Consider the following 18,376-nt stretch of genomic DNA (forward strand, 5'->3'; position numbering starts at 1 on the left):
CCTCCTTAGCTACCTGTACTTTGATATTTGGTCAAGCCGAATTGCCAGAAACGCAGACTTGCAGCCAAGCTCAGTAAGGCAACCGCCGCAACAACAATAAGAATCCACGCTCCTCCTTCACCCCGCAGTAGATAGAGTGATGGGATATAGTTGACGAACCCTACGGGAATCACCGTTAGCAGAATGCCAGACATCCATTTGGGATATAACGTTAGCGGATATTGGGCAGCCGTTCGTGCTGCATCTTCAGTAATCGTCTGTAATTCCTCGATGCGTGTGGTCCAGAATCCGAGTGTGGCAGTCGCGAGTCCGATAGAAAAGAGAATGACTGCTCCCGTCAGAATAATGAGCAGGGAGAAGGGAATGGCGATCCAGCCGATCTGTCCGCTGTGCATCATGCCTGTCAAAGACCAGCAGAGAATGAATCCGCCTTGTAGGACTTCTCCAGCCATGATGCGGAAGTTTTGCGGCAGCAGTGCCAGCAATATGGGCATGGGACGTGTTAACAGTTGATCAAGCTCACCATTAACCAGATATTTTTCCAGATGATGCACCTCATTGCCGAATGTCCGATACAGTGTTTTGGATAACGTCATGATCGCAAAGAGATAACCGATCTCATGGAGGGACCAGCCCTTAATTGCACCGAATCGGTGCAGTACAAGAGCAACCATCAGGAACTCGGAGATCTGAATTAAAGCGGCCAGTACGGACGCCATGATGAAATTGAACTTGTATTGCATCCGGCTGCGGATGCTTGTTCGAATGAGCATTTTATATAAATGGAACCAGGAAGTTCGCTTCATCCGCCCTGCACCTCCACTTTACGACGTAACACTTGGGTGATCACAAGACAAATCAACGTCATAAAGACGCACCAAAGCAAGGTTCCCCATAACAAGGAGCCATCTTCGAAACCAAGATAGATTCGGGTAGGTACATAGAGAAGGAATGGGTAGGGGGATATCCAGGCAAGTTGTTCAAGCCAGTTCGGCAGCCATTCCAGCGGAATGAAAAAACCAGCCAGCAGATTCATCATCGCGTGATTGCCCCAGTGAAGCCAGGAGGACTCTGTGGTCCACATCGACGTGACACCAATGATGTAGTTCATACAGATGGACAAGTATGCGGCGCCGGCAAGACCAAGTGCAGCATAACCAAGTGTTGAAACGTCTGAGGGCCAATGCAGGGAAAAGACAATGGAGAAGAGCAGGTAGATTGGAATACTTTTGTACACGAACTGGTAGGCAATCTGCCCCCATTCGCGCGCCATCAGGTGGGTGAACAGATGAACAGGCCTCATCAGATCCAGTGCAATCTGCCCTGTCCTGACGGATAGGGGAATCCCCAATCCATTCGTGAGAAAACCCGAGATCCAGAGAGAAGATTGCGTGAATGCAATGTAACTGATCATCCCCTGTGTCCCGTATTCCCCGAGCGTATGGTCGGCCCCGATGCCGATCCAGAGGCAGGCATACATGTAACCAAACATGGCGCTTGCCAAGTTATGTACCATGTGTGCCCCGCGGTATTGCAGATTCCGGGAGTAGGCTTTGGAAGCCAGAGTGAAATAAAGCATGTGACACCTCCGATAAGTGGATTGAACGGCGTTTCCGTTCACTTCAGTCAAGGCGAAAAAGAGAGAAGGACAACAGCATACCAATTTATTCCTTCACAGGCAAGACATTTTTTTAGCTAATAATGGGATTAATAGGGGCGTTCATGATTGCGCCACAAGACAACGGTCTGTCCAGTCATTTATAATTGAGGGGCAGTATCGCAAACGTTTACAATGTAAAATATTCAAATTTTAAATAAACCGCCGGGCTTGTGCCTGACGATTGAGGATACAGAACGAACAATCCGGCAAGAGAGAAGGATGTCATGAAGAAAATTGCATGGGTCACCGATAGTACCAGTACACTGGATCCCGTTTTTGCGGAGCAAAATCATATCTACATCGTACCGCTGCGCATCGTATTTGGAGAGGAATGTTACCGGGAAACCGATGACATTACATCTGAAATGTTCTATGAGAAACTTGCGGAGGCTTCACGTGCGAGCAGTTCGCAGCCACCTATTGGCGAGTTCATTGAACTGTATGAATCGCTCAAAGACAAGTACGATGAGATTATTACGATTCATTGCTCTACAGCGCTTAGCGGAACGCTGCATACGTCCATGCAGGCTGCAGAGATTGCAGGAGTGACGGTGACCGCAATTGATTCAAAGGCAGGTGCCTATCCTCTTCGTGAGATGGTTATGAAAGGATTAGAATGGCAGAAGCAGGGATGTTCGGCTTCCGAGATCAAAGTAAATATTGAACAAATGATTGATAACATGTCCTTTTACCTCATACCAGCGAGCCTTCAGCATCTTCATCGCAGTGGCCGGGTATCCGGCACACAGCTGATCATCAGTCAACTGCTCAAGATCCATCTGCTGCTACGATTTGAAGAGGGCAAAGTAGTTGTGAATGAGAAGATTCGCACGTTCAAGCGAACGAAAGATCGCATGTTGGATATGCTTAAGCTGGATATGGAGAAAGTAAAGCATGTATGCATTATGCATGCGAACAATCAGGAAGAAGCCGTCACGATCAAGAAGCAGATTGCCAATCTGCTCCCCAAACTAAAGACCGAAATCATGCCGTTCATCCCTGTGGTGAGTATCCATGCAGGTGCAGGAACCATTGGACTATGCTGGATACACAGCGAGAACGGATATTGAGATTAAACGAACAAGCATTCATCTATAAACGCTCATAGACCTGGCAGGAAAACACACTTTATATCGAAGTGTACTTCCTGTCAGGTTTTTTCGTATGTCATTGCCAATTCAACCAAACTGTGAGGTAATATAGGAAAAAATGTTCATGTTGGAGGGAAACACGTGTCAAGTCACCGCTTGTTGTTTGTTGAAGATGATCGTTCCATTAGTGAAATGGTCGGACCTTATCTGAAAAAAGAGGGCTACGACGTCACGTATGCATATGACGGCTTAGAAGCAGAACGCCAGTTCAGCCAGTCACAACCTGGATATGATCTGGTTATTCTGGACCTGATGCTCCCTCGCAAGAGTGGGATGGATGTACTGCAAACCATTCGGGCAGTGAGTTTGGTGCCTGTGCTCATTCTGTCTGCGAAGGATGGGGAGGTGGATAAAGCGCTCGGTCTGGGCTTCGGCGCAGATGATTACTTGAGCAAACCTTTCTCGTTAATCGAACTGACCGCCCGCATTAAAGCTGCCATTCGTCGCGCCAATTATACCGCTCAGCCTGTGGCAGAAGTGGCTAAAGATCAGCGTATTCACATTGGAGGACTTGTTGTCGACATGGAGACGTACGAGGTGGAGCGTGAAGGTACACCCGTCAAGCTAACCTCCAAGGAGTTTGGCATTCTGAAGCTATTGGTCACCCATCCGGGCAAAGTGTTCACCAAGGCCCAGATCTACGCCTCGGTCTGGGATGATCATTACTATGGGGACGAAAATATCATTAACGTACATATGCGTCGTCTGCGTGAGAAACTGGAGGCTGATCCTTCAGATCCCCAGTATATCAAGACACTCTGGGGCATCGGATATAAGCTGGAGGCGGAGCAGACATGACACTGATTTTTGCTATCACAACAGGTATTCTAGCCATTATGGTCATTGGATTGTGGATGAGATTGCGGAAACGCAGCCAACACCTGTCCTATATTCATGAGAAAATATCCGCAATTCTGGATCAAGGCACCTTTGAGCGTTTGCTTGTATTCAACAGTGATGAGCAGGTTAGCCAGCTTCTGAAAGACATGAACCAGCTGTTGGACCATGCGCATCGCGCTAAGGCCGGTTATACGAATCAGGAGAAGGAAATGCGCAATATGCTTTCCAACATTTCACATGACCTGAAAACGCCGCTCACAGTTGTGCTGGGTTACAGTGAGACCTTGCTGCACAGTTCATCACTGACCGATCAGGAACGGAAGATTATGACGGAGAAAATCCAGGATAAGGCGCAGGAAGTTTTGCGTTTGATCCATTCCTTTTTTGACTTGGCGAAGCTGGAATCCGGAGACACGGAGCTGGTGCTTAGTCGGGTGAATATAAGCGAATTAAGCCGCGTGAAGATGCTCTCCTTTTATGAAATGTTGACGAAGCTCGGGTTGCACGTTCAGTTGGAGATACCTGAGGGGGATATCTTCGTGCAAGCGAATGAAGAAGCTCTGGACCGAGTGTTGGATAATCTGATTACCAATGGGATGAAATATGGAGCAGAGGGTAAGGTGTTGGGTCTATCAATTGAACGATCGACAGATGGACATGTTACGCTGCAGATCTGGGATCAAGGCAAGGGGATTCCGGAAAGTGAGCATAATCGTGTGTTCGAACGCATGTATACGCTGGAGGATTCCCGTAATCGACTCTATCAGGGCAGCGGTCTTGGTCTAACGATCACGAAGCGGTTAGTTGAGCGGATGGGTGGAAGCATTCATTTACATAGTGTGCCACATCAACGGACTGTATTTTCAGTGACCTTCAAGGCTTGGTAGAGCTGTTTTTGGTGTTATCGGGCAAGCTTAAGGTTTTTGTAAGATTTGATTAATAAAAAAGCAGACTTTTCTCTTTACAATACAGATATAGGAACCCGGACAGGGGACGTAAAGGAGAACAAGACGATGAATTATATCGCACGAACGATAGATGTGACCAAAGTATATGAAGGGGCAGAGGTTGTATCCAACGTCAATATGAGTATTAAGCAAGGTGAGATCTATGGGTTTCTCGGTCCGAATGGTGCAGGGAAAACAACCATCATGAAGATGCTGACCAATCTCGTCAAACCCACCTCAGGGGAGATTGAATTGTTTGGGGAGAAGCTTACGCCGACCTCCTATGAAGTGCTGAAGCGAATGGGGAGCATTATTGAATATCCTTTTTTCTATGATAGACTGTCTGCTCGCGAGAATCTGGAGCTTCACTGTGAATACATGGGATTCTACAACAAAAAGATCATCGACAACACGATGGAGATGGTAGGGTTGAAGGATACGGGCAAGAAATCGGTCAAGGACTTCTCCCTGGGCATGAAGCAGAGGCTCGGACTGGCTCGTGCACTCATAACCACACCTGAACTGCTCATTCTGGATGAACCGATCAACGGATTGGACCCTGTAGGGATCCGGGAAATGCGAGATTTGTTCAAGCGCCTTAGCAACGAGTATCGCATCACCCTGTTGGTCTCAAGTCACATCCTTGGCGAGATAGAGCAGATTGCCGACACGGTTGGTGTCATTCGCGGTGGTCGCTTGGTCGAAGAAGTATCAATGGAGAGCATTCGGGGAAGTCAAAATGAGTACATTGAGCTACAGGCGGTAGATATCCGCAAAGCGACCTATGTCATTGAACATCAACTTGGTTTGAGTAATTATAAATTGGTCGATGACCACACGGTACGCATTTATGATCCGGGAATCATTCCTTCGGAACTAAACACCAAGCTGATCCAGTATGACATTGAGATCGAATCCTTATCCAAACGGGCTCATTCCCTTGAGGAACACTTCATGAAGCTTGTGAAAGGGGATGATGACGTTGCTTAAACTGATCAGGCTTGAGATGCGGAAGCACCGCTTTTCGCGGAATTTTGCAGCTGCAGGTATTGCCAATGTGGGCATTCTTCTTTTTCTGATTATGATAGGATTTGTGGATATTGGAGCAGACGATTATGCCTATGCCGATTATCAGATGGCCTTTATGATTATTGATACGTTTGTGAGGGCAACCTTTATCGTGTTCGCAGGAGCTTTATTATCCAAGCTGGTGATCAGTGAGTATCGAAATAAAACGATGAATGTGATGTTCACCTATCCAATCCAGCGTCATAAAATCATTGCAGCCAAATTGATTATCGTGTTTCTTTTCACCTTTGTGATGATTATGGTTACAGAACTGTTGATGGGCTCACTGCTGTTGATTGCTAATCAATTCTACGCTTTCATTCCTGGCTCGTTGACATATCAGGATACGTTGGGATTTCTGTTGAAGTATGGTATTAGTTCCTTATCGGCAGCCAGCATGGCACTCATTCCCTTATTCTTTGGTATGCGTAAGCATTCAGTTACAACTACAATGACCTCTTCCCTTCTGCTGGTGTTGATTGTCTGCTCCGGATTTAACGGGTCGGAGTATTCCATTCATTCACTGATTATTATCCCTCTGACCCTTGGAGCTGTAGGGATATGGATTGCTTCGTTGTCCATGTTTCGTCTGGAGACCAAAGATGTGAACTGAATCATCCTGAAAACCATGCTCCGTGTGGCTTCAGATGCCATTGACATCCGCTCGTACAAGGGATAGGATAATGTCAACTGAGACACGAAGGAGAATGCAACGATCATGACGATTCCAAAAACATTAACAATAGCTGGTTCGGACACGAGCGGCGGTGCAGGGATTCAAGCTGATTTGAAAACTTTCCAGGAGCTGGGTGTGTATGGTATGACCGTACTGACTACAGTTGTGGCGATGGAGCCCGATACATGGGATCACCAGGTCTTTCCTGTGGAATTAAATGTGGTTGAAGCCCAGCTTCGCACGGTTCTGGACGGCATCGGTTTTGATGCCATGAAGACAGGCATGCTCGGTTCTGTAGATATTATTGAATTGGTGGCAAAACATATTCGCCGCAGTGGCCTGCCACAGATCGTTATTGATCCCGTGATGGTCTGCAAAGGTACAGATGAAGTGCTGCAACCTGAAAATACGGAAGCGATGATCGAATTCCTGTTGCCAGGTGCGGATCTGGTTACACCTAATCTGTTCGAAGCATCTCAACTGGCGAAAAGTGGACCGATTCGTTCCAAGGAACAGATGGAAGCAGCAGCAGCAACCATTCATGCCCATGGCTCGAAACATGTTCTGATCAAGGACAGAGGTGTAATTAGCCCGGGTAAAGCAATGGATCTACTCTATGATGGAACCAACTACGAATGGTTTGAAGCCGATGTTGTCGGCTCTGGATATACGCATGGTGCGGGCTGCACTACGTCTGCGGCGATTACCGCAGGCTTGGCTCGTGGTCTTTCAGTGAAAGAGGCTGTTCGTGAAGGTAAAGCCTTCGTGACTAAAGCGATTGCCGGCGGATTCCCGTTGAATCGTTTTGTTGGTCCTACACTGCATGTGGCACACCGTCTGGAGCAACAACGCTAAGTGTTACCTGTGAGCGCGCAGTAGCGCTTCAATTCTGGATAACACACGTCGATTTCATCCAAGTAGCTGTCAATGAGCAAGAGCTTGCTCGTTGACGGCTTCTTTTTTGTGCGAATTTTGATAAAAATTAGTAACTTTTGGCTTATATTAATCGTATATATCATGGAGTTCATTCCAAAACATGTCTGGACACATGAACGACACATGGAATAGGTATGTTATCATCAGAAATCTAAAAAGGAGAGTCGGCCATGATCAGAACAGTGCTTCTGGTGGAAGATGAAAGCCGCATTCGTGAGATTGTGGCCGATTATTTCATAAAAGAACATTGGAACGTTATAGAAGCAGAACATGGAGTACACGCATTGGAACTGTTGGCTCTGCATGAGGTGGATCTGGTCATTTTGGATGTTTTGATGCCGGAAATGGATGGATGGACGTTATGTGAGCATATTCGATCCCAATCCACCGTACCTATTATCATGCTGACTGCACGGTCCGAGGATGACGATAAAATTCATGGATTTCAGCTGGGCGTAGACGATTACGTCACCAAGCCGTTTAGCCCACGTGTGCTGGTTGCACGTGCAGAGACATTAATGAAGCGTGTTGAAGGCGCAGTTGGACGAGAGCAAGGTGTCATTCGCTTCGGACAGGTAACGCTTGATCCATGGGCTCGGCGGCTGGAGAAGGACGGAATTGAAGTCGAGCTTGCGCCAAAGGAATATGACCTGTTGCTTTATTTGGTGCGAAATGCAGGAATTGTGTTGTCCCGAGATGCCATTTTGAATCGGATCTGGGGATTTGATTTTGAAGGAGACTCACGTGTTGTGGATACTCATATCAAGAAGCTGCGCGGCAAATTAGGTGATGAAGCCAAGTGTATCCGGACGGTGATTGGCACCGGATATCGTTTCGAGGCAGAAGCATGAGAAGAAATGGCGTAACGATGAAGCTTTTCCTGGTCATGGCAGGATGTCTGGTTCTTCTATATGGAACAACGGTATTTGCCCAGTTGGTCTGGTTCCCGGACTTCTATCAGCATCAGAAGGTCAGCAGTATGAAGAAAAAGCTGTCCAAGTTCGAACAGCAATACTCCAATGGCCATTGGAGTGATCTGCAGCTAGCCAAGGAAACCGGTAAGTTCATGCGTCAGAATCAGTCACATCTGGTGATTCTGACCAATACCGGAAGACTGGTTAATGACCCGTTCCATATTACGTTGTTACAGCAGGATGGGAGTCACGTGAAGGTGTCCTTGTCCTTGTTTATCAATAGTGAGAATGCTGGCTGGATTACATCTCATCTGAAATATGGGCAGGAACTCACGGTGAAAGGCCCAGCCAGCGGGTCCATGGTCTATCCATACAAAATCCAGGATGCCACTTCTGCTGCATGGGGAACAGAAAGCTTTCAGGAATCCATTGAACCGGTAAAGGAATGGTCAGGCGTACTGACCGAGGTGGTTCTTCCTAATCTGGCAACATGGAGTCAGAGGCAGGGATTGTTGGTGCAGGCACTGGATAGCCGGTTCCCTTTGTCTACGGAAGACCAACTTGCGTTGGCCAATGGCAAAATGCTCAATGAAGAATGGATGGATAGCTGGAGTGGTGTTCGCAATGTCATCACTATTGCTCCAGTGCATCGTTCTGGACCTGAGCAGCAACTGATTTTCTCACTCACCTCTCTACAGGAGATGAGGGAAGCAAATGAGGCAACACGTTTGTTCTATGCATATTTTGGCATTGGGGCATTTATATTGATTCTGTTGCTGGCGTTGCTCCTGTCCCGAATTGTAACGAAGCCGCTCTTGGCCTTGAACCATGTTGCCAAGAAAATGTCTACGCTGGATTTCACGGTGAAATCACCCATCCGGCGTAACGATGAAATCGGCAGTCTGTCTAACAGCCTTAATGCTTTATCGGGGACATTGGGTCAGACACTCGAAGAGCTGAGGCAGGCCAACACACAGATGCGTACGGATATGGAAATGAAGCAGCAGATTGAACAGCGTCAGCGCAAGTTTTTTGCCGATGCATCCCATGAACTCAAGACACCAATCAGCATTATTAAGGGATATTCCGAAGGGCTGAAGGACGGCGTGAGTGAGAGCAAGCGGGAGCGCTACATTGAGATCATTGCCGATGAGGCGATCAAGATGGAAACGATGGTTGAAGAGATGCTGGATCTGGTGCGACTGGAATCCTCAGCGGTTCAATTGAATACGGATGCTGTTGCACTAGCTGACATGATTGAAGATATCGCCGGCCGTCTGGGTCCGCAACTGAAGGATAAAGGTTTGGATGTGGTGCTTGTATCCACAACAGAACAGACGGTTGAAGGTGACCGCAGCAAGCTGGAGCAAGTTATTTTCAATATCATGATGAATGCTATACGTCATGCGATACCGCATACCGATATAACTATTGAGATCAGCAGGCGTGAAGGTTTTGTCCATATTTCCATTGAGAACAAGGGCGAGCACATTGCTGAAGCTGAGCGTCAGTATATATGGGAGAGGTTCTATCGGGTCGAGCGCTCACGTAATCGCAAAATGGGGGGAACCGGGCTCGGTCTGGCCATTGCGAAGCAGATTCTCGATCTGCATGGGTGCAATTATGGAGTGGAGAATACACCGGATGGAGTCCGTTTTTATATTATTTTTCCTAAAGCCTAGTACGAAAGGGAGTCAACTCTTATGAAGTCTTTACCATCGATTTTAACCTTGGGGAATCTGAGTTCAGGCATGCTGGCAGTCATTATGGCTATTCATGGTGAATTTGCCCTGGCTGTGATGATGATATGGGTAGCGATGTTCTTTGATCTGTTTGACGGCTATGCAGCCCGCAAATTGCACTGTGAGGGTGAGTTCGGGAAAGCCCTGGACTCGCTTGCGGATGTAGTTTCATTCGGAACAGCCCCTGTGCTGATTCTGTACCTGAACTCCATGAATGAAGTGAGTGTGCTGGGAATGGCACTGACCGCATTGTTTCCGGTTTGCGGTGCATTGCGCTTGGCCCGTTATAACTGTCAGAAGACAGCAAGTAGCGGTTTTGTCGGGATGCCGATTACATTTGCCGGAGGTCTGATGTCCTTTTTCGCCCTCTGGAGTCCTTATTTCACACACGGTGTAGCCTATCTTGTCATTATTGTATTATCCGGTCTCATGGTGAGCCAAATCCGATTCCCGTCTCTAAAACAAGTGCTAGCCTCACATGAGAAGGATATTGTGGAACCGAAATAAGGAGCGAGTCAGTATGGAATTTGCAAAAGAATTTATTGGTCAATATGGTTATTTCGCAATATACGGACTACTGGCTCTTGGCGTTATCGGGATGCCGATTCCGGATGAGGTGATGATGACCTTTGTCGGTTATCTCGCCTCCATCTCGGTATTGAATTACTCGGTATCCATCGCCGTCAGTTTCGGTGGCGCATTTACCGGAGGGCTGCTCAGCTATACGATTGGTAAGAAGGCCGGCCGACCACTGATTGAAAAATACGGCAAGTGGGTCGGCGTGAATGCCAAACGATTTGGCAGGGTGGAGTCATGGTTTCTCAAATATGGGTATTGGTCCATCATCCTGGGTTATTTCATTCCAGGCATACGTCATCTGATGTGCTGTTTCTCCGGGATTAGTCGTATGGCGATTGGCAGATATGTAGTGGTATCCAGCATCGGCGCATTTGTATGGTGTGCTGTCTTTATTTCAATTGGTTTTTATGTTGGCGTGTTAACTTAAAATGGGACAGCCTGCTGTTAGAACGGGCATAGATGGAAGACCTCTTGAGTGTAAGGTGGTCTTTTTTTGTTTTCTGTGTAGGATGGGAGGCCTCTTCTAAGTAATTTAATCAACTTCAAGTAACTTACTTCTCGGAACTGTAGACTATCCCATAAGCTATTGCAGGCAGTTCAAGTTCAGAGCTAATCCAGCTATTTCTCTGATTAATTCTTCGTATACTCCTCCGTGTAACTCTTCGTGTAATAGTTCGTGTAAATCTCAATGTAACTGCATGTAACTCGGTAGTAAAGCAAGGATCTGACGCCCCAGCACTAGCTGCTGGCACCGTTTCGGTTCATCCTTAATGGAGAGATACGCGATCGGCAGAAAAATCCAATCATCCAACGTCAGCAGACAATGTCGCCAGCATAAATCTTTGAAACGCCGTACATCCAGATCACGAGCATGTGGCCCGTAACCTTGAATCTCAATCCCCCCTTTGATACCGTTTCCTGGCAGGTAAGCAAGATCCAGATACCGATAGCCGTTATGAAAATCACGAACCTCCCATTCGGGTTGCAGATGGTTAAAGTTTTTCATCACTGGAAACCAAACGGAACGCAAAAATTCCAATGTGCTATGTTCCAGTCCATTTTCTATTCTGGAAAGCACTCGGGGGTTCGTCTCCTTCTCCAAAAGGGAGTGCATCCAAACTTCATAAGCCTCGTCAAAATCAATGCTCATCGTCTTTCATCTCCTCTAAAAATAAAATAAATTAAAACGAACGTGAATAGTGCTTCAAGTCGTTATGTGAAAATACAAAAAGCCGCTCTGACCCTCTCCAACCTTCATGTCGAAGGGGAAGAATAGATCAAAGCGGCGTGTGCTTCACGACCGATATATTGCTTTTCTAAATCAAGTATAGCTTCAAATACGGAATGATTTCAATACCTTTCAACTAGACCGTATCTCAGCCCTTAGTCTGAAAGCCAAATCGGATCTGATAAGTGCTACACTTTGAACGTGTAAGAACGTGTCTTAATGTACGAGCGAACTTTAAATTTTTAAGGTTAAGTTTTGGCCTGCGACGTTCCCTTACCCATTCAAATATGATTCTTCAATTCCTTTTTCGACTCGCTTTTCACCCTTTTTGCGAGCAAAGGTAATTTTGAGCAGAGGAGGCGTAACCAATGTGGTCACGATAACCATGATCACGACGCTGGTAAAGTACTCCGAATCAAGCAATCCGGAAGCAAGGCCCGTTGACGCGATAATGAGTGCAACCTCTCCTCTAGAGATCATTCCTGATCCAATAGCCAAGGATGACGTACGATCAAATCCGGTAAGACGTGCACCGGCTCCTCCACCAAGAAGTTTGGTTAATATGGCAATTATACTGATGACAACAATAAACCAAATCTGTGAACCCACCCCGTCAAAGGTCACATTTAAGCCGATACTGACAAAGAACACCGGAACAAAAATTCCGTAGGCGATTGGTTCAAGTTTGGTTTCAACTTCATGTTTGAAGTTGGTTTGAGAGATCGCAATACCTGCTGCAAAAGCACCAATAATTCCTGCAACACCCATCCACTCCGCAAAGTAGGAAAATCCGAAACAAATGATCAGTCCCGCAGTAATAACGGTTTCCGTTACCTTCAATGGTGCCATCCACTTCATGATGCGTGGAACAAGGAACCAGCTGGCAGCGATAATGATAACAAAGAATAATAACTTCTTACCAATGAGTAGAGAGATCGAAGTATCTCCACCGCCTGTACCTAGCAAGCTCATCATAACAGCGAGAATGACAACGACCAGGACATCATCGACGACAGCTGCACCAAGGATTGTTGTCCCCTCACGTGAGCTGAGTTGATCCATGTCTTTTAGTGTCTGAACCGAAATGCTTACAGACGTTGCACAGAACAACAGTCCAAAGAACAGAGCATGCGTTTGCGACATTCCGAAAGCAATGGCAGAACCATAACCTCCAATGAAGGGTAAAATGATACCACCTACAGCAACAGCAAACGCTGCTTTCCAGTTTTTCTTCAATTGTTCCAGATCAGTTTCAAGTCCGGCAATAAACATCAGAAGAAGTACCCCGATCTCGGCCATATAATGGACGAAATCACTCTGTTGAACCCAACCAAGCAGCGCAGGTCCGAGGATGACACCGACGATCAGTTTCCCTAAAACAGAAGGTTGACCGAGTCTAACGGACAAATCACCCGCAAGTTTGGTGAAGATCAAAATAAGTGCAAGAACCAAAACAAATTCCATAAGTGTGCTCCTCTCCAGCAGTTGCGTTTTATAGGATTACCAGCCCAAGGGCTATCCATTCTCAGCTTCAAAAACAAAAAGACACAGAAAGGCATTAGGAAAAGTGCCGTTCTGTGCCTGAAAAAGACAAAGAGGGGCCCTTGGTGACAGGCTCCTCCAGTTTCAACGCGTATGTGATTAATTGCATTAATTATACCACAAATAAAGGCATGGGTAAATGGGAGCTGCTGTGGATTTGATTGAAAACAGCCGCAAAGGGGCATTTTATAGGGGAGTGCAACGGTTTTTGTTCAGAGTGTTGTCACTTAACAGCCCGGAATTGCCGAGATATAATGATATAGAACATAGAAGTTAGGATATGAGGAGGATTTTGCATTGGGCAAAAATAACAAAGGGGAGCCGAACATTCCATCCCCGACGAGCAATAAAAATTTCGCAGGCATCATTATTACCATTTCCATTCTCGCTAATGTCATTATTTTATTATTGTTCTTCGCACCGTCCATTGGATACAAAGGTGATGTGACCTTTGATATTACGGTGTTGCCACGGTTTAATGCCGTGTTTAACAGCTTTACCTTCATCTTCCTGCTCGCAGCGCTTATTGCTATTATCAAGCGGAATGTGAAGTTGCACAAACGATTTATTCTTGCTGCATTCTCAACAACACTTTTATTCCTCGTGACCTATCTGACGTTTCACTACCTCTCACCAGAGACGTCCAAATATGGCGGCGAGGGCATCATTCGTTCCATCTATTTCTTCATTCTGATTACCCATAGTATACTGGCAGCCCTGATCGTTCCGTTGGCGTTGTTCACACTTGTGTGGGGCTGGACGAATCAATTGAAGAAACACCGCAAAATTGCACGTTGGACGATGCCAATCTGGCTGTACGTCAGTTCCACGGGCGTCGTTGTATACCTGATGATGGCACCGTATTATTAATGTAATTAAGCATATCTTGCTCATCTTGAGGGTAATGTTTCCATGGAAGGAGGGTTCACGGTTATGTACAGAGTTGTTTTAATTCGTCATGGACAGAGCATGTGGAATGTAGAGAATCGTTTTACGGGTTGGACGGATGTCGATCTCACAACAGATGGTTACGGAGAAGCTCGTAAAGCTGGGAAGATCATGAAGGAGCAAGGGTTTGATTTTGATTATGCCTATGCCTCCGTCTTGAAACGTTCCATCCGTACACTGGATATTGCGCTCGATGAGATGGACCTTATGTGGATTCCCATTACGAAGACCTGGAAGCTGAATGAACGTCATTATGGTGCGCTGCAAGGACTGAATAAACAGCAGACTGCGTTGAAGTATGGGGAAGACCAAGTGAAGGAATGGAGACGCTCCGTTAACGTATCTCCCCCTGCATTGGATGAGACCGATGAACGATATGTACAGGATCTGGACAAGTACAAGCGGCTCGGGTGCACCATCCCCGTTACAGAGAACCTGATGGATACATCCAAGCGTGTGCTGGAGTACTGGAATGCGGAGATTAAACCGATGGTATCTGCGGGCAAAAGAGTGCTGATCTCTGCGCACGGTAACACGCTTCGTTCACTCGTCATGCATCTGGACCAATTGTCCGAGGCAGACGTGGTGGCGCTCAATATCCCGACAGGCATTCCGCTTGTCTATGAATTGGACGAAAACCTGCATCCCCTCGGACACTTTTATCTGACCGCGGATGGTTCAACCTACAAACATGAAGAAATGACCCATATGGCAACACCGTCCGATTAAGCGGACGGCAAATGTGGCGTGAAAGATGATCTCTGAACGATTCGGAGGTCATCTTTTTTTGTGTGATCAAGCCTGTACTTCGTTTCGTTTTGCTCCCAAAGGGTAATTGTCAAACAAGACACGATGTACATTTATCCTGAAGGAGGAGAAGCACATGTCTAAAAGAAGAGGAATACTTATGACGGCGATCGGCGCAGGTGTGACTTATCTGATGAGGAACAAACAAGCAAGAGATAAGCTGTTCAGCACGGTCTCGGGTATGATGAAAAGCTCCAATTCGTCCAATGGAACAAGTCAATCCAGACCACGCGTGGAAGTGAAATAGATTTTGATCGTTCGTTTTTCGTTTGAATGAACATGATGATCATGAGAAACCTGGAGATGAAGTCATTCCAGGTTTTTTTGTGCAATCTGAGAGCAACCCCTTGCTTTCATCTATAATGCGATTTTTACCAGCAAGAATGATACAATGGATACTTGCAGAACGTATGGAGGGAGATGCACGTATGAAGAAAAATCGTCTGGGTACATCCGAACTGATGGTGTCGGAGATTGGGCTGGGATGTATGTCACTTGGAACCGAAATGGAACCCGCAATGGGCCTGATTCATGAGGCTTTGGATCATGGGGTCAACCTGTTGGATACAGCCGATCTTTACGACGCAGGACGTAATGAAGAGATTGTAGGACAAGCTATTAAGGGGCGCCGGGACCAAGTCGTTGTGGCGACCAAAGTAGGAAATCGTCGTCTGCCCGGCAAAGAGGGCTGGTCTTGGGACCCATCCAAAGCCTACATTAAGCAGGCTGTACATGAAAGCTTGAAGCGGTTGCAGACCGATTACATTGATTTGTACCAGCTGCATGGCGGCACATTGGACGATCCCATCGAAGAGACAATCGAAGCGTTTGAGGAACTGAAGAAGGAAGGACTTATCCGATATTACGGAATTTCCTCCATTCGTCCTAATGTGATTCGGGAGTATGTAAAGAGGGCATCCATCGTCAGTGTGATGAACCAGTACAGTGTTGCTGACCGCAGAGCGGAAGAAGAGGTGCTGCCTTTATTGGAACAAAAGGGAATCAGTGTAATTGCCCGTGGGCCCGTAGCTAGCGGTGTGCTCGCCGATTCCGGATCTGCCAAGGCAGACAAAGGTTATCTGGACTATACGCCAGAGCAACTATATACCATTCGGCAAGGGTTAAGTCGTCTTGTTACGGACCAACGCAGCATGGCTCAGACGGCTATTCGGTATGCGTTATCCCATCCTGCGGTTGCAGCCGTTGTCCCTGGTGCTAGCTCGAGAGACCAGTTGCTGCACAATATTGCCGCTTCGAATTCGCCTGCACTTACCACCGTAGAAATTCAGCAAATACGTGAGCTTAGTCCCGCTAATCTATACAAGCAGCATCGCTAACGCCATTAAGCCTATTTTCAATTGTAACTATACAAGGTACAATGAAGATCAGCCATTAAAAGCAACATATAAGGGAGAGAAGACATATGGAAAGAATTCAAAGTGAACAGCAATATTTGGATACAATCAACTCTGATGGTTTTACCGTCATTAAATTTGATACAACCTGGTGTCCAGACTGCAAAAACCTGGATCGTTTTATCGGGGATGTTATCGACCAACATACGGACAAAACCTTCTATGCCCTAGATGCAGAAAAGTTCCAGCCGTTTGCTGAAGAAAATGGTGTACGCGGTATTCCAAGCCTGCTTGTCTTCCAAAACGGCAAGAAAATCGCACATCTGCATAGCAAATGGGCTAAAACACCTGCTCAAATCTCCGAGTATCTGGAGACGCTTGAATCCAAAGTTTAAGCGTATGAAGGCAAAAGCAGCTTGTTAATTAACTTAACTACGGAGACCTCTTCTTGTCCAGCGACAGGAAGGGGTTTTTCTGCTTCATTCCAGCACGCAAAATGTGTATTCGAATAAGTGAAGTTGAGGACTAGCGCTTGTTTAGAATTTGTTCAGTGCTCCCATGTATACTGTGAGAACAAACTGAATATTTGGAGTGAACAAGATCCGTATGAAAAATGAAATTTTTGAGGAAATGCACCAATTAAGCCACAATGATGACCGAAGATACCGATTGTTGATGATCGGAGTCAAGCAATTGCTGCAGCAACAAAAGGAGAATAGATATAATCTGCGTGAAAGATTAAAATATCGGAAGAAACACCGGAGCATTCAAGTGAAAGAGTGGTCCTAAGCCAGACTGTTTTTGGAGAAGTGAACATGAATCTGAATGTCCAAGATACATAGTGAACCTAGTCAGCATCACCAATGGTCCCACCCAACCAAAAAGGAAGTCACGAAGAGCAAGACTTCATCTAAGTACAGCTATTCCTGTTTCTAAGCAGCCCAAAAATCATAGATCAACGGAATCGTGAATGAACAGAAGCATAACATATAGCATAAATATGGCGGCCTCGTTCCAAATGGAATGTGAGGCCGCCATTGATTTTGCCTGTCTTAATTCATTGCAATGTAAGGTTACATTAAAATAATAAAGAACACGGCTGCCAAGACGAAGCGATACACGGCAAAGACGGTCAGGCTCAATTTTTTCAAAATGGACAGGAACGTCTTGATCGCAAGCATGGCGACGATGAAAGCAGCGATGAATCCTATCGCAAAGATCGGGAAATCACTGCCGTTCAGGTGATCAATACTTTTGTACAGGTCATATCCCGTAGCGCCAATCATAATTGGCACAGACACGAGGAATGTGAACTCCGCAGCGGCTACGCGGCTTACCCCTGCAAAGAGACCGCCTGAGATCGTTGATCCGGAACGGGAGAAGCCTGGCCACAATGCCAAGATCTGAAATATACCCACTGCGAATGCCTGTTTGTAAGAAATATCATCGACATCATGGGTAGTAATGCGTTCACTCTTACGGCTCCAGCGTTCGGCCACGATCATCAATATACCACCTATAACGAGGCTGTACAGCACTGTCTCCGGACCAAACAAATGTGCCTTGATCCAGTCGCGGAATACAAGTCCGATGACTACGGCAGGAACCATCGCCAGGAAGATATGTCCCAGATTGAGGCGGCGGGAGTAAGGTCTGCTGCCTCCGGTGAAGCGGAACATATCAATGAACTTGTTCCAATACAGTACAACAACAGCAAGTACAGCTCCGAGTTGAACAACCACCTCAAACGTTTTGACTGACTCGTTGTCCTCCGATAAACCCAGCAAGTGGGCAGTCAGAATCATGTGTCCAGTGGAGGACACGGGCAAAAACTCAGTCAAACCTTCGATGATGCCCATAATAATGGATGATATAATGTCCAATTCTCTTCCTCCTTGATATGCAGGTGACAGCACAGGCTGTCCTGCTTGACCATGCCTGTTCATTTGAACAAGGCTATCACCTATTATGATCACAAATGCA

The 18,376-nt window shown here is 46.4% G+C and carries 20 protein-coding genes and 1 pseudogene; 16 read left to right on the forward strand and 5 right to left on the reverse strand.

Features of this window, described 5'->3' with window-relative positions:
• Positions 1–5 precede the first annotated feature (5 nt).
• Together ACX9NY_RS28035 and ACX9NY_RS28040 are read right to left on the reverse strand one after the other, a co-directional pair.
• A complete protein-coding gene (locus ACX9NY_RS28035; RefSeq protein WP_472476302.1) occupies positions 6–806 on the reverse strand; it encodes an ABC transporter permease in 801 nt (266 codons plus the stop codon).
• Complete coding sequence (locus ACX9NY_RS28040; protein ID WP_339237861.1) at positions 803–1,579, reverse strand: ABC transporter permease; 777 nt, start codon at positions 1,577–1,579, stop codon at positions 803–805. The genes ACX9NY_RS28035 and ACX9NY_RS28040 overlap by 4 nt, the downstream gene beginning before the upstream one ends.
• Positions 1,580–1,884: 305 nt before the next feature.
• Between ACX9NY_RS28040 and ACX9NY_RS28045 the strand changes: the two genes are divergently transcribed.
• The 10 genes from ACX9NY_RS28045 to ACX9NY_RS28090 all read left to right on the forward strand — a co-directional run bounded on the left by ACX9NY_RS28045 (position 1,885) and on the right by ACX9NY_RS28090 (position 10,940).
• Positions 1,885–2,730, forward strand: coding sequence for a DegV family protein (locus tag ACX9NY_RS28045; RefSeq protein WP_339257478.1), 846 nt, complete (start codon positions 1,885–1,887; stop codon positions 2,728–2,730).
• Between the two features lie 213 nt (positions 2,731–2,943).
• Complete coding sequence (locus ACX9NY_RS28050) at positions 2,944–3,609, forward strand: response regulator transcription factor (RefSeq protein ID WP_445252984.1); 666 nt, start codon at positions 2,944–2,946, stop codon at positions 3,607–3,609.
• Positions 3,606–4,538, forward strand: a complete 933-nt coding sequence (locus tag ACX9NY_RS28055) for a sensor histidine kinase (RefSeq protein ID WP_472476305.1) — start codon at positions 3,606–3,608, stop codon at positions 4,536–4,538. The genes ACX9NY_RS28050 and ACX9NY_RS28055 overlap by 4 nt, the downstream gene beginning before the upstream one ends.
• A gap of 126 nt (positions 4,539–4,664) precedes the next feature.
• Positions 4,665–5,588, forward strand: a complete 924-nt coding sequence (locus tag ACX9NY_RS28060) for an ABC transporter ATP-binding protein (protein WP_339237853.1) — start codon at positions 4,665–4,667, stop codon at positions 5,586–5,588.
• A complete protein-coding gene (locus ACX9NY_RS28065; protein ID WP_472476307.1) occupies positions 5,581–6,279 on the forward strand; it encodes an ABC transporter permease in 699 nt (232 codons plus the stop codon). Before ACX9NY_RS28060 ends, ACX9NY_RS28065 begins: the two co-directional genes overlap by 8 nt.
• A 105-nt stretch (positions 6,280–6,384) precedes the next feature.
• Entirely contained in the window at positions 6,385–7,197 is an 813-nt protein-coding gene (gene thiD, locus ACX9NY_RS28070; RefSeq protein WP_278298228.1) for a bifunctional hydroxymethylpyrimidine kinase/phosphomethylpyrimidine kinase, read from the forward strand.
• Between the two features lie 251 nt (positions 7,198–7,448).
• On the forward strand, positions 7,449–8,129 hold the full coding sequence (locus ACX9NY_RS28075) for a response regulator transcription factor (protein WP_472476309.1): 681 nt from the start codon (positions 7,449–7,451) through the stop codon (positions 8,127–8,129).
• Positions 8,126–9,874: a sensor histidine kinase gene (locus ACX9NY_RS28080; protein WP_339237846.1), complete on the forward strand. Its 1,749-nt coding sequence runs from the start codon at positions 8,126–8,128 to the stop codon at positions 9,872–9,874. The genes ACX9NY_RS28075 and ACX9NY_RS28080 overlap by 4 nt, the downstream gene beginning before the upstream one ends.
• A 21-nt stretch (positions 9,875–9,895) precedes the next feature.
• Positions 9,896–10,441, forward strand: coding sequence for a CDP-diacylglycerol--serine O-phosphatidyltransferase (gene pssA / locus ACX9NY_RS28085; protein ID WP_253441014.1), 546 nt, complete (start codon positions 9,896–9,898; stop codon positions 10,439–10,441).
• Between the two features lie 13 nt (positions 10,442–10,454).
• A complete protein-coding gene (locus ACX9NY_RS28090; protein ID WP_339237841.1) occupies positions 10,455–10,940 on the forward strand; it encodes a DedA family protein in 486 nt (161 codons plus the stop codon).
• A gap of 306 nt (positions 10,941–11,246) precedes the next feature.
• Here ACX9NY_RS28090 and ACX9NY_RS28095 read toward each other — a convergent pair.
• Together ACX9NY_RS28095 and ACX9NY_RS28100 are read right to left on the reverse strand one after the other, a co-directional pair.
• Positions 11,247–11,663, reverse strand: a pseudogene (locus ACX9NY_RS28095) (transcriptional regulator); the annotation flags it as partial.
• Between the two features lie 351 nt (positions 11,664–12,014).
• Positions 12,015–13,205: a cation:proton antiporter gene (locus tag ACX9NY_RS28100; protein WP_339305591.1), complete on the reverse strand. Its 1,191-nt coding sequence runs from the start codon at positions 13,203–13,205 to the stop codon at positions 12,015–12,017.
• Positions 13,206–13,580: 375 nt separating this feature from the next.
• Here ACX9NY_RS28100 and ACX9NY_RS28105 point away from each other — a divergent pair, with 375 nt between their 5' ends.
• The 6 genes from ACX9NY_RS28105 (at position 13,581) to ACX9NY_RS28130 (ending at position 17,182) form a co-directional block, all read left to right on the forward strand.
• The gene (locus tag ACX9NY_RS28105; protein ID WP_017692198.1) at positions 13,581–14,153 is read left to right on the forward strand and encodes a DUF420 domain-containing protein; all 573 of its coding nucleotides are present in this window, start codon (positions 13,581–13,583) and stop codon (positions 14,151–14,153) included.
• A 63-nt stretch (positions 14,154–14,216) separates the two neighbouring features.
• A complete protein-coding gene (gpmA, locus tag ACX9NY_RS28110) occupies positions 14,217–14,960 on the forward strand; it encodes a 2,3-diphosphoglycerate-dependent phosphoglycerate mutase (RefSeq protein WP_339237835.1) in 744 nt (247 codons plus the stop codon).
• A 154-nt stretch (positions 14,961–15,114) separates the two neighbouring features.
• Positions 15,115–15,285, forward strand: coding sequence for a hypothetical protein (locus ACX9NY_RS28115; protein ID WP_339237833.1), 171 nt, complete (start codon positions 15,115–15,117; stop codon positions 15,283–15,285).
• Between the two features lie 181 nt (positions 15,286–15,466).
• Complete coding sequence (locus ACX9NY_RS28120; RefSeq protein WP_342571087.1) at positions 15,467–16,375, forward strand: aldo/keto reductase; 909 nt, start codon at positions 15,467–15,469, stop codon at positions 16,373–16,375.
• 86 nt (positions 16,376–16,461) lie between these two features.
• On the forward strand, positions 16,462–16,788 hold the full coding sequence (locus tag ACX9NY_RS28125; RefSeq protein WP_017692202.1) for a thioredoxin family protein: 327 nt from the start codon (positions 16,462–16,464) through the stop codon (positions 16,786–16,788).
• A gap of 211 nt (positions 16,789–16,999) precedes the next feature.
• The gene (locus ACX9NY_RS28130; RefSeq protein WP_472476314.1) at positions 17,000–17,182 is read left to right on the forward strand and encodes a hypothetical protein; all 183 of its coding nucleotides are present in this window, start codon (positions 17,000–17,002) and stop codon (positions 17,180–17,182) included.
• A 284-nt stretch (positions 17,183–17,466) separates the two neighbouring features.
• Here ACX9NY_RS28130 and bacA read toward each other — a convergent pair whose 3' ends face one another.
• Entirely contained in the window at positions 17,467–18,276 is an 810-nt protein-coding gene (gene bacA, locus ACX9NY_RS28135; RefSeq protein WP_421894780.1) for an undecaprenyl-diphosphate phosphatase, read from the reverse strand.
• Between the last annotated feature and the right edge of the window lie 100 nt (positions 18,277–18,376).

This window comes from Paenibacillus sp. CB74, from assembly GCF_055687625.1.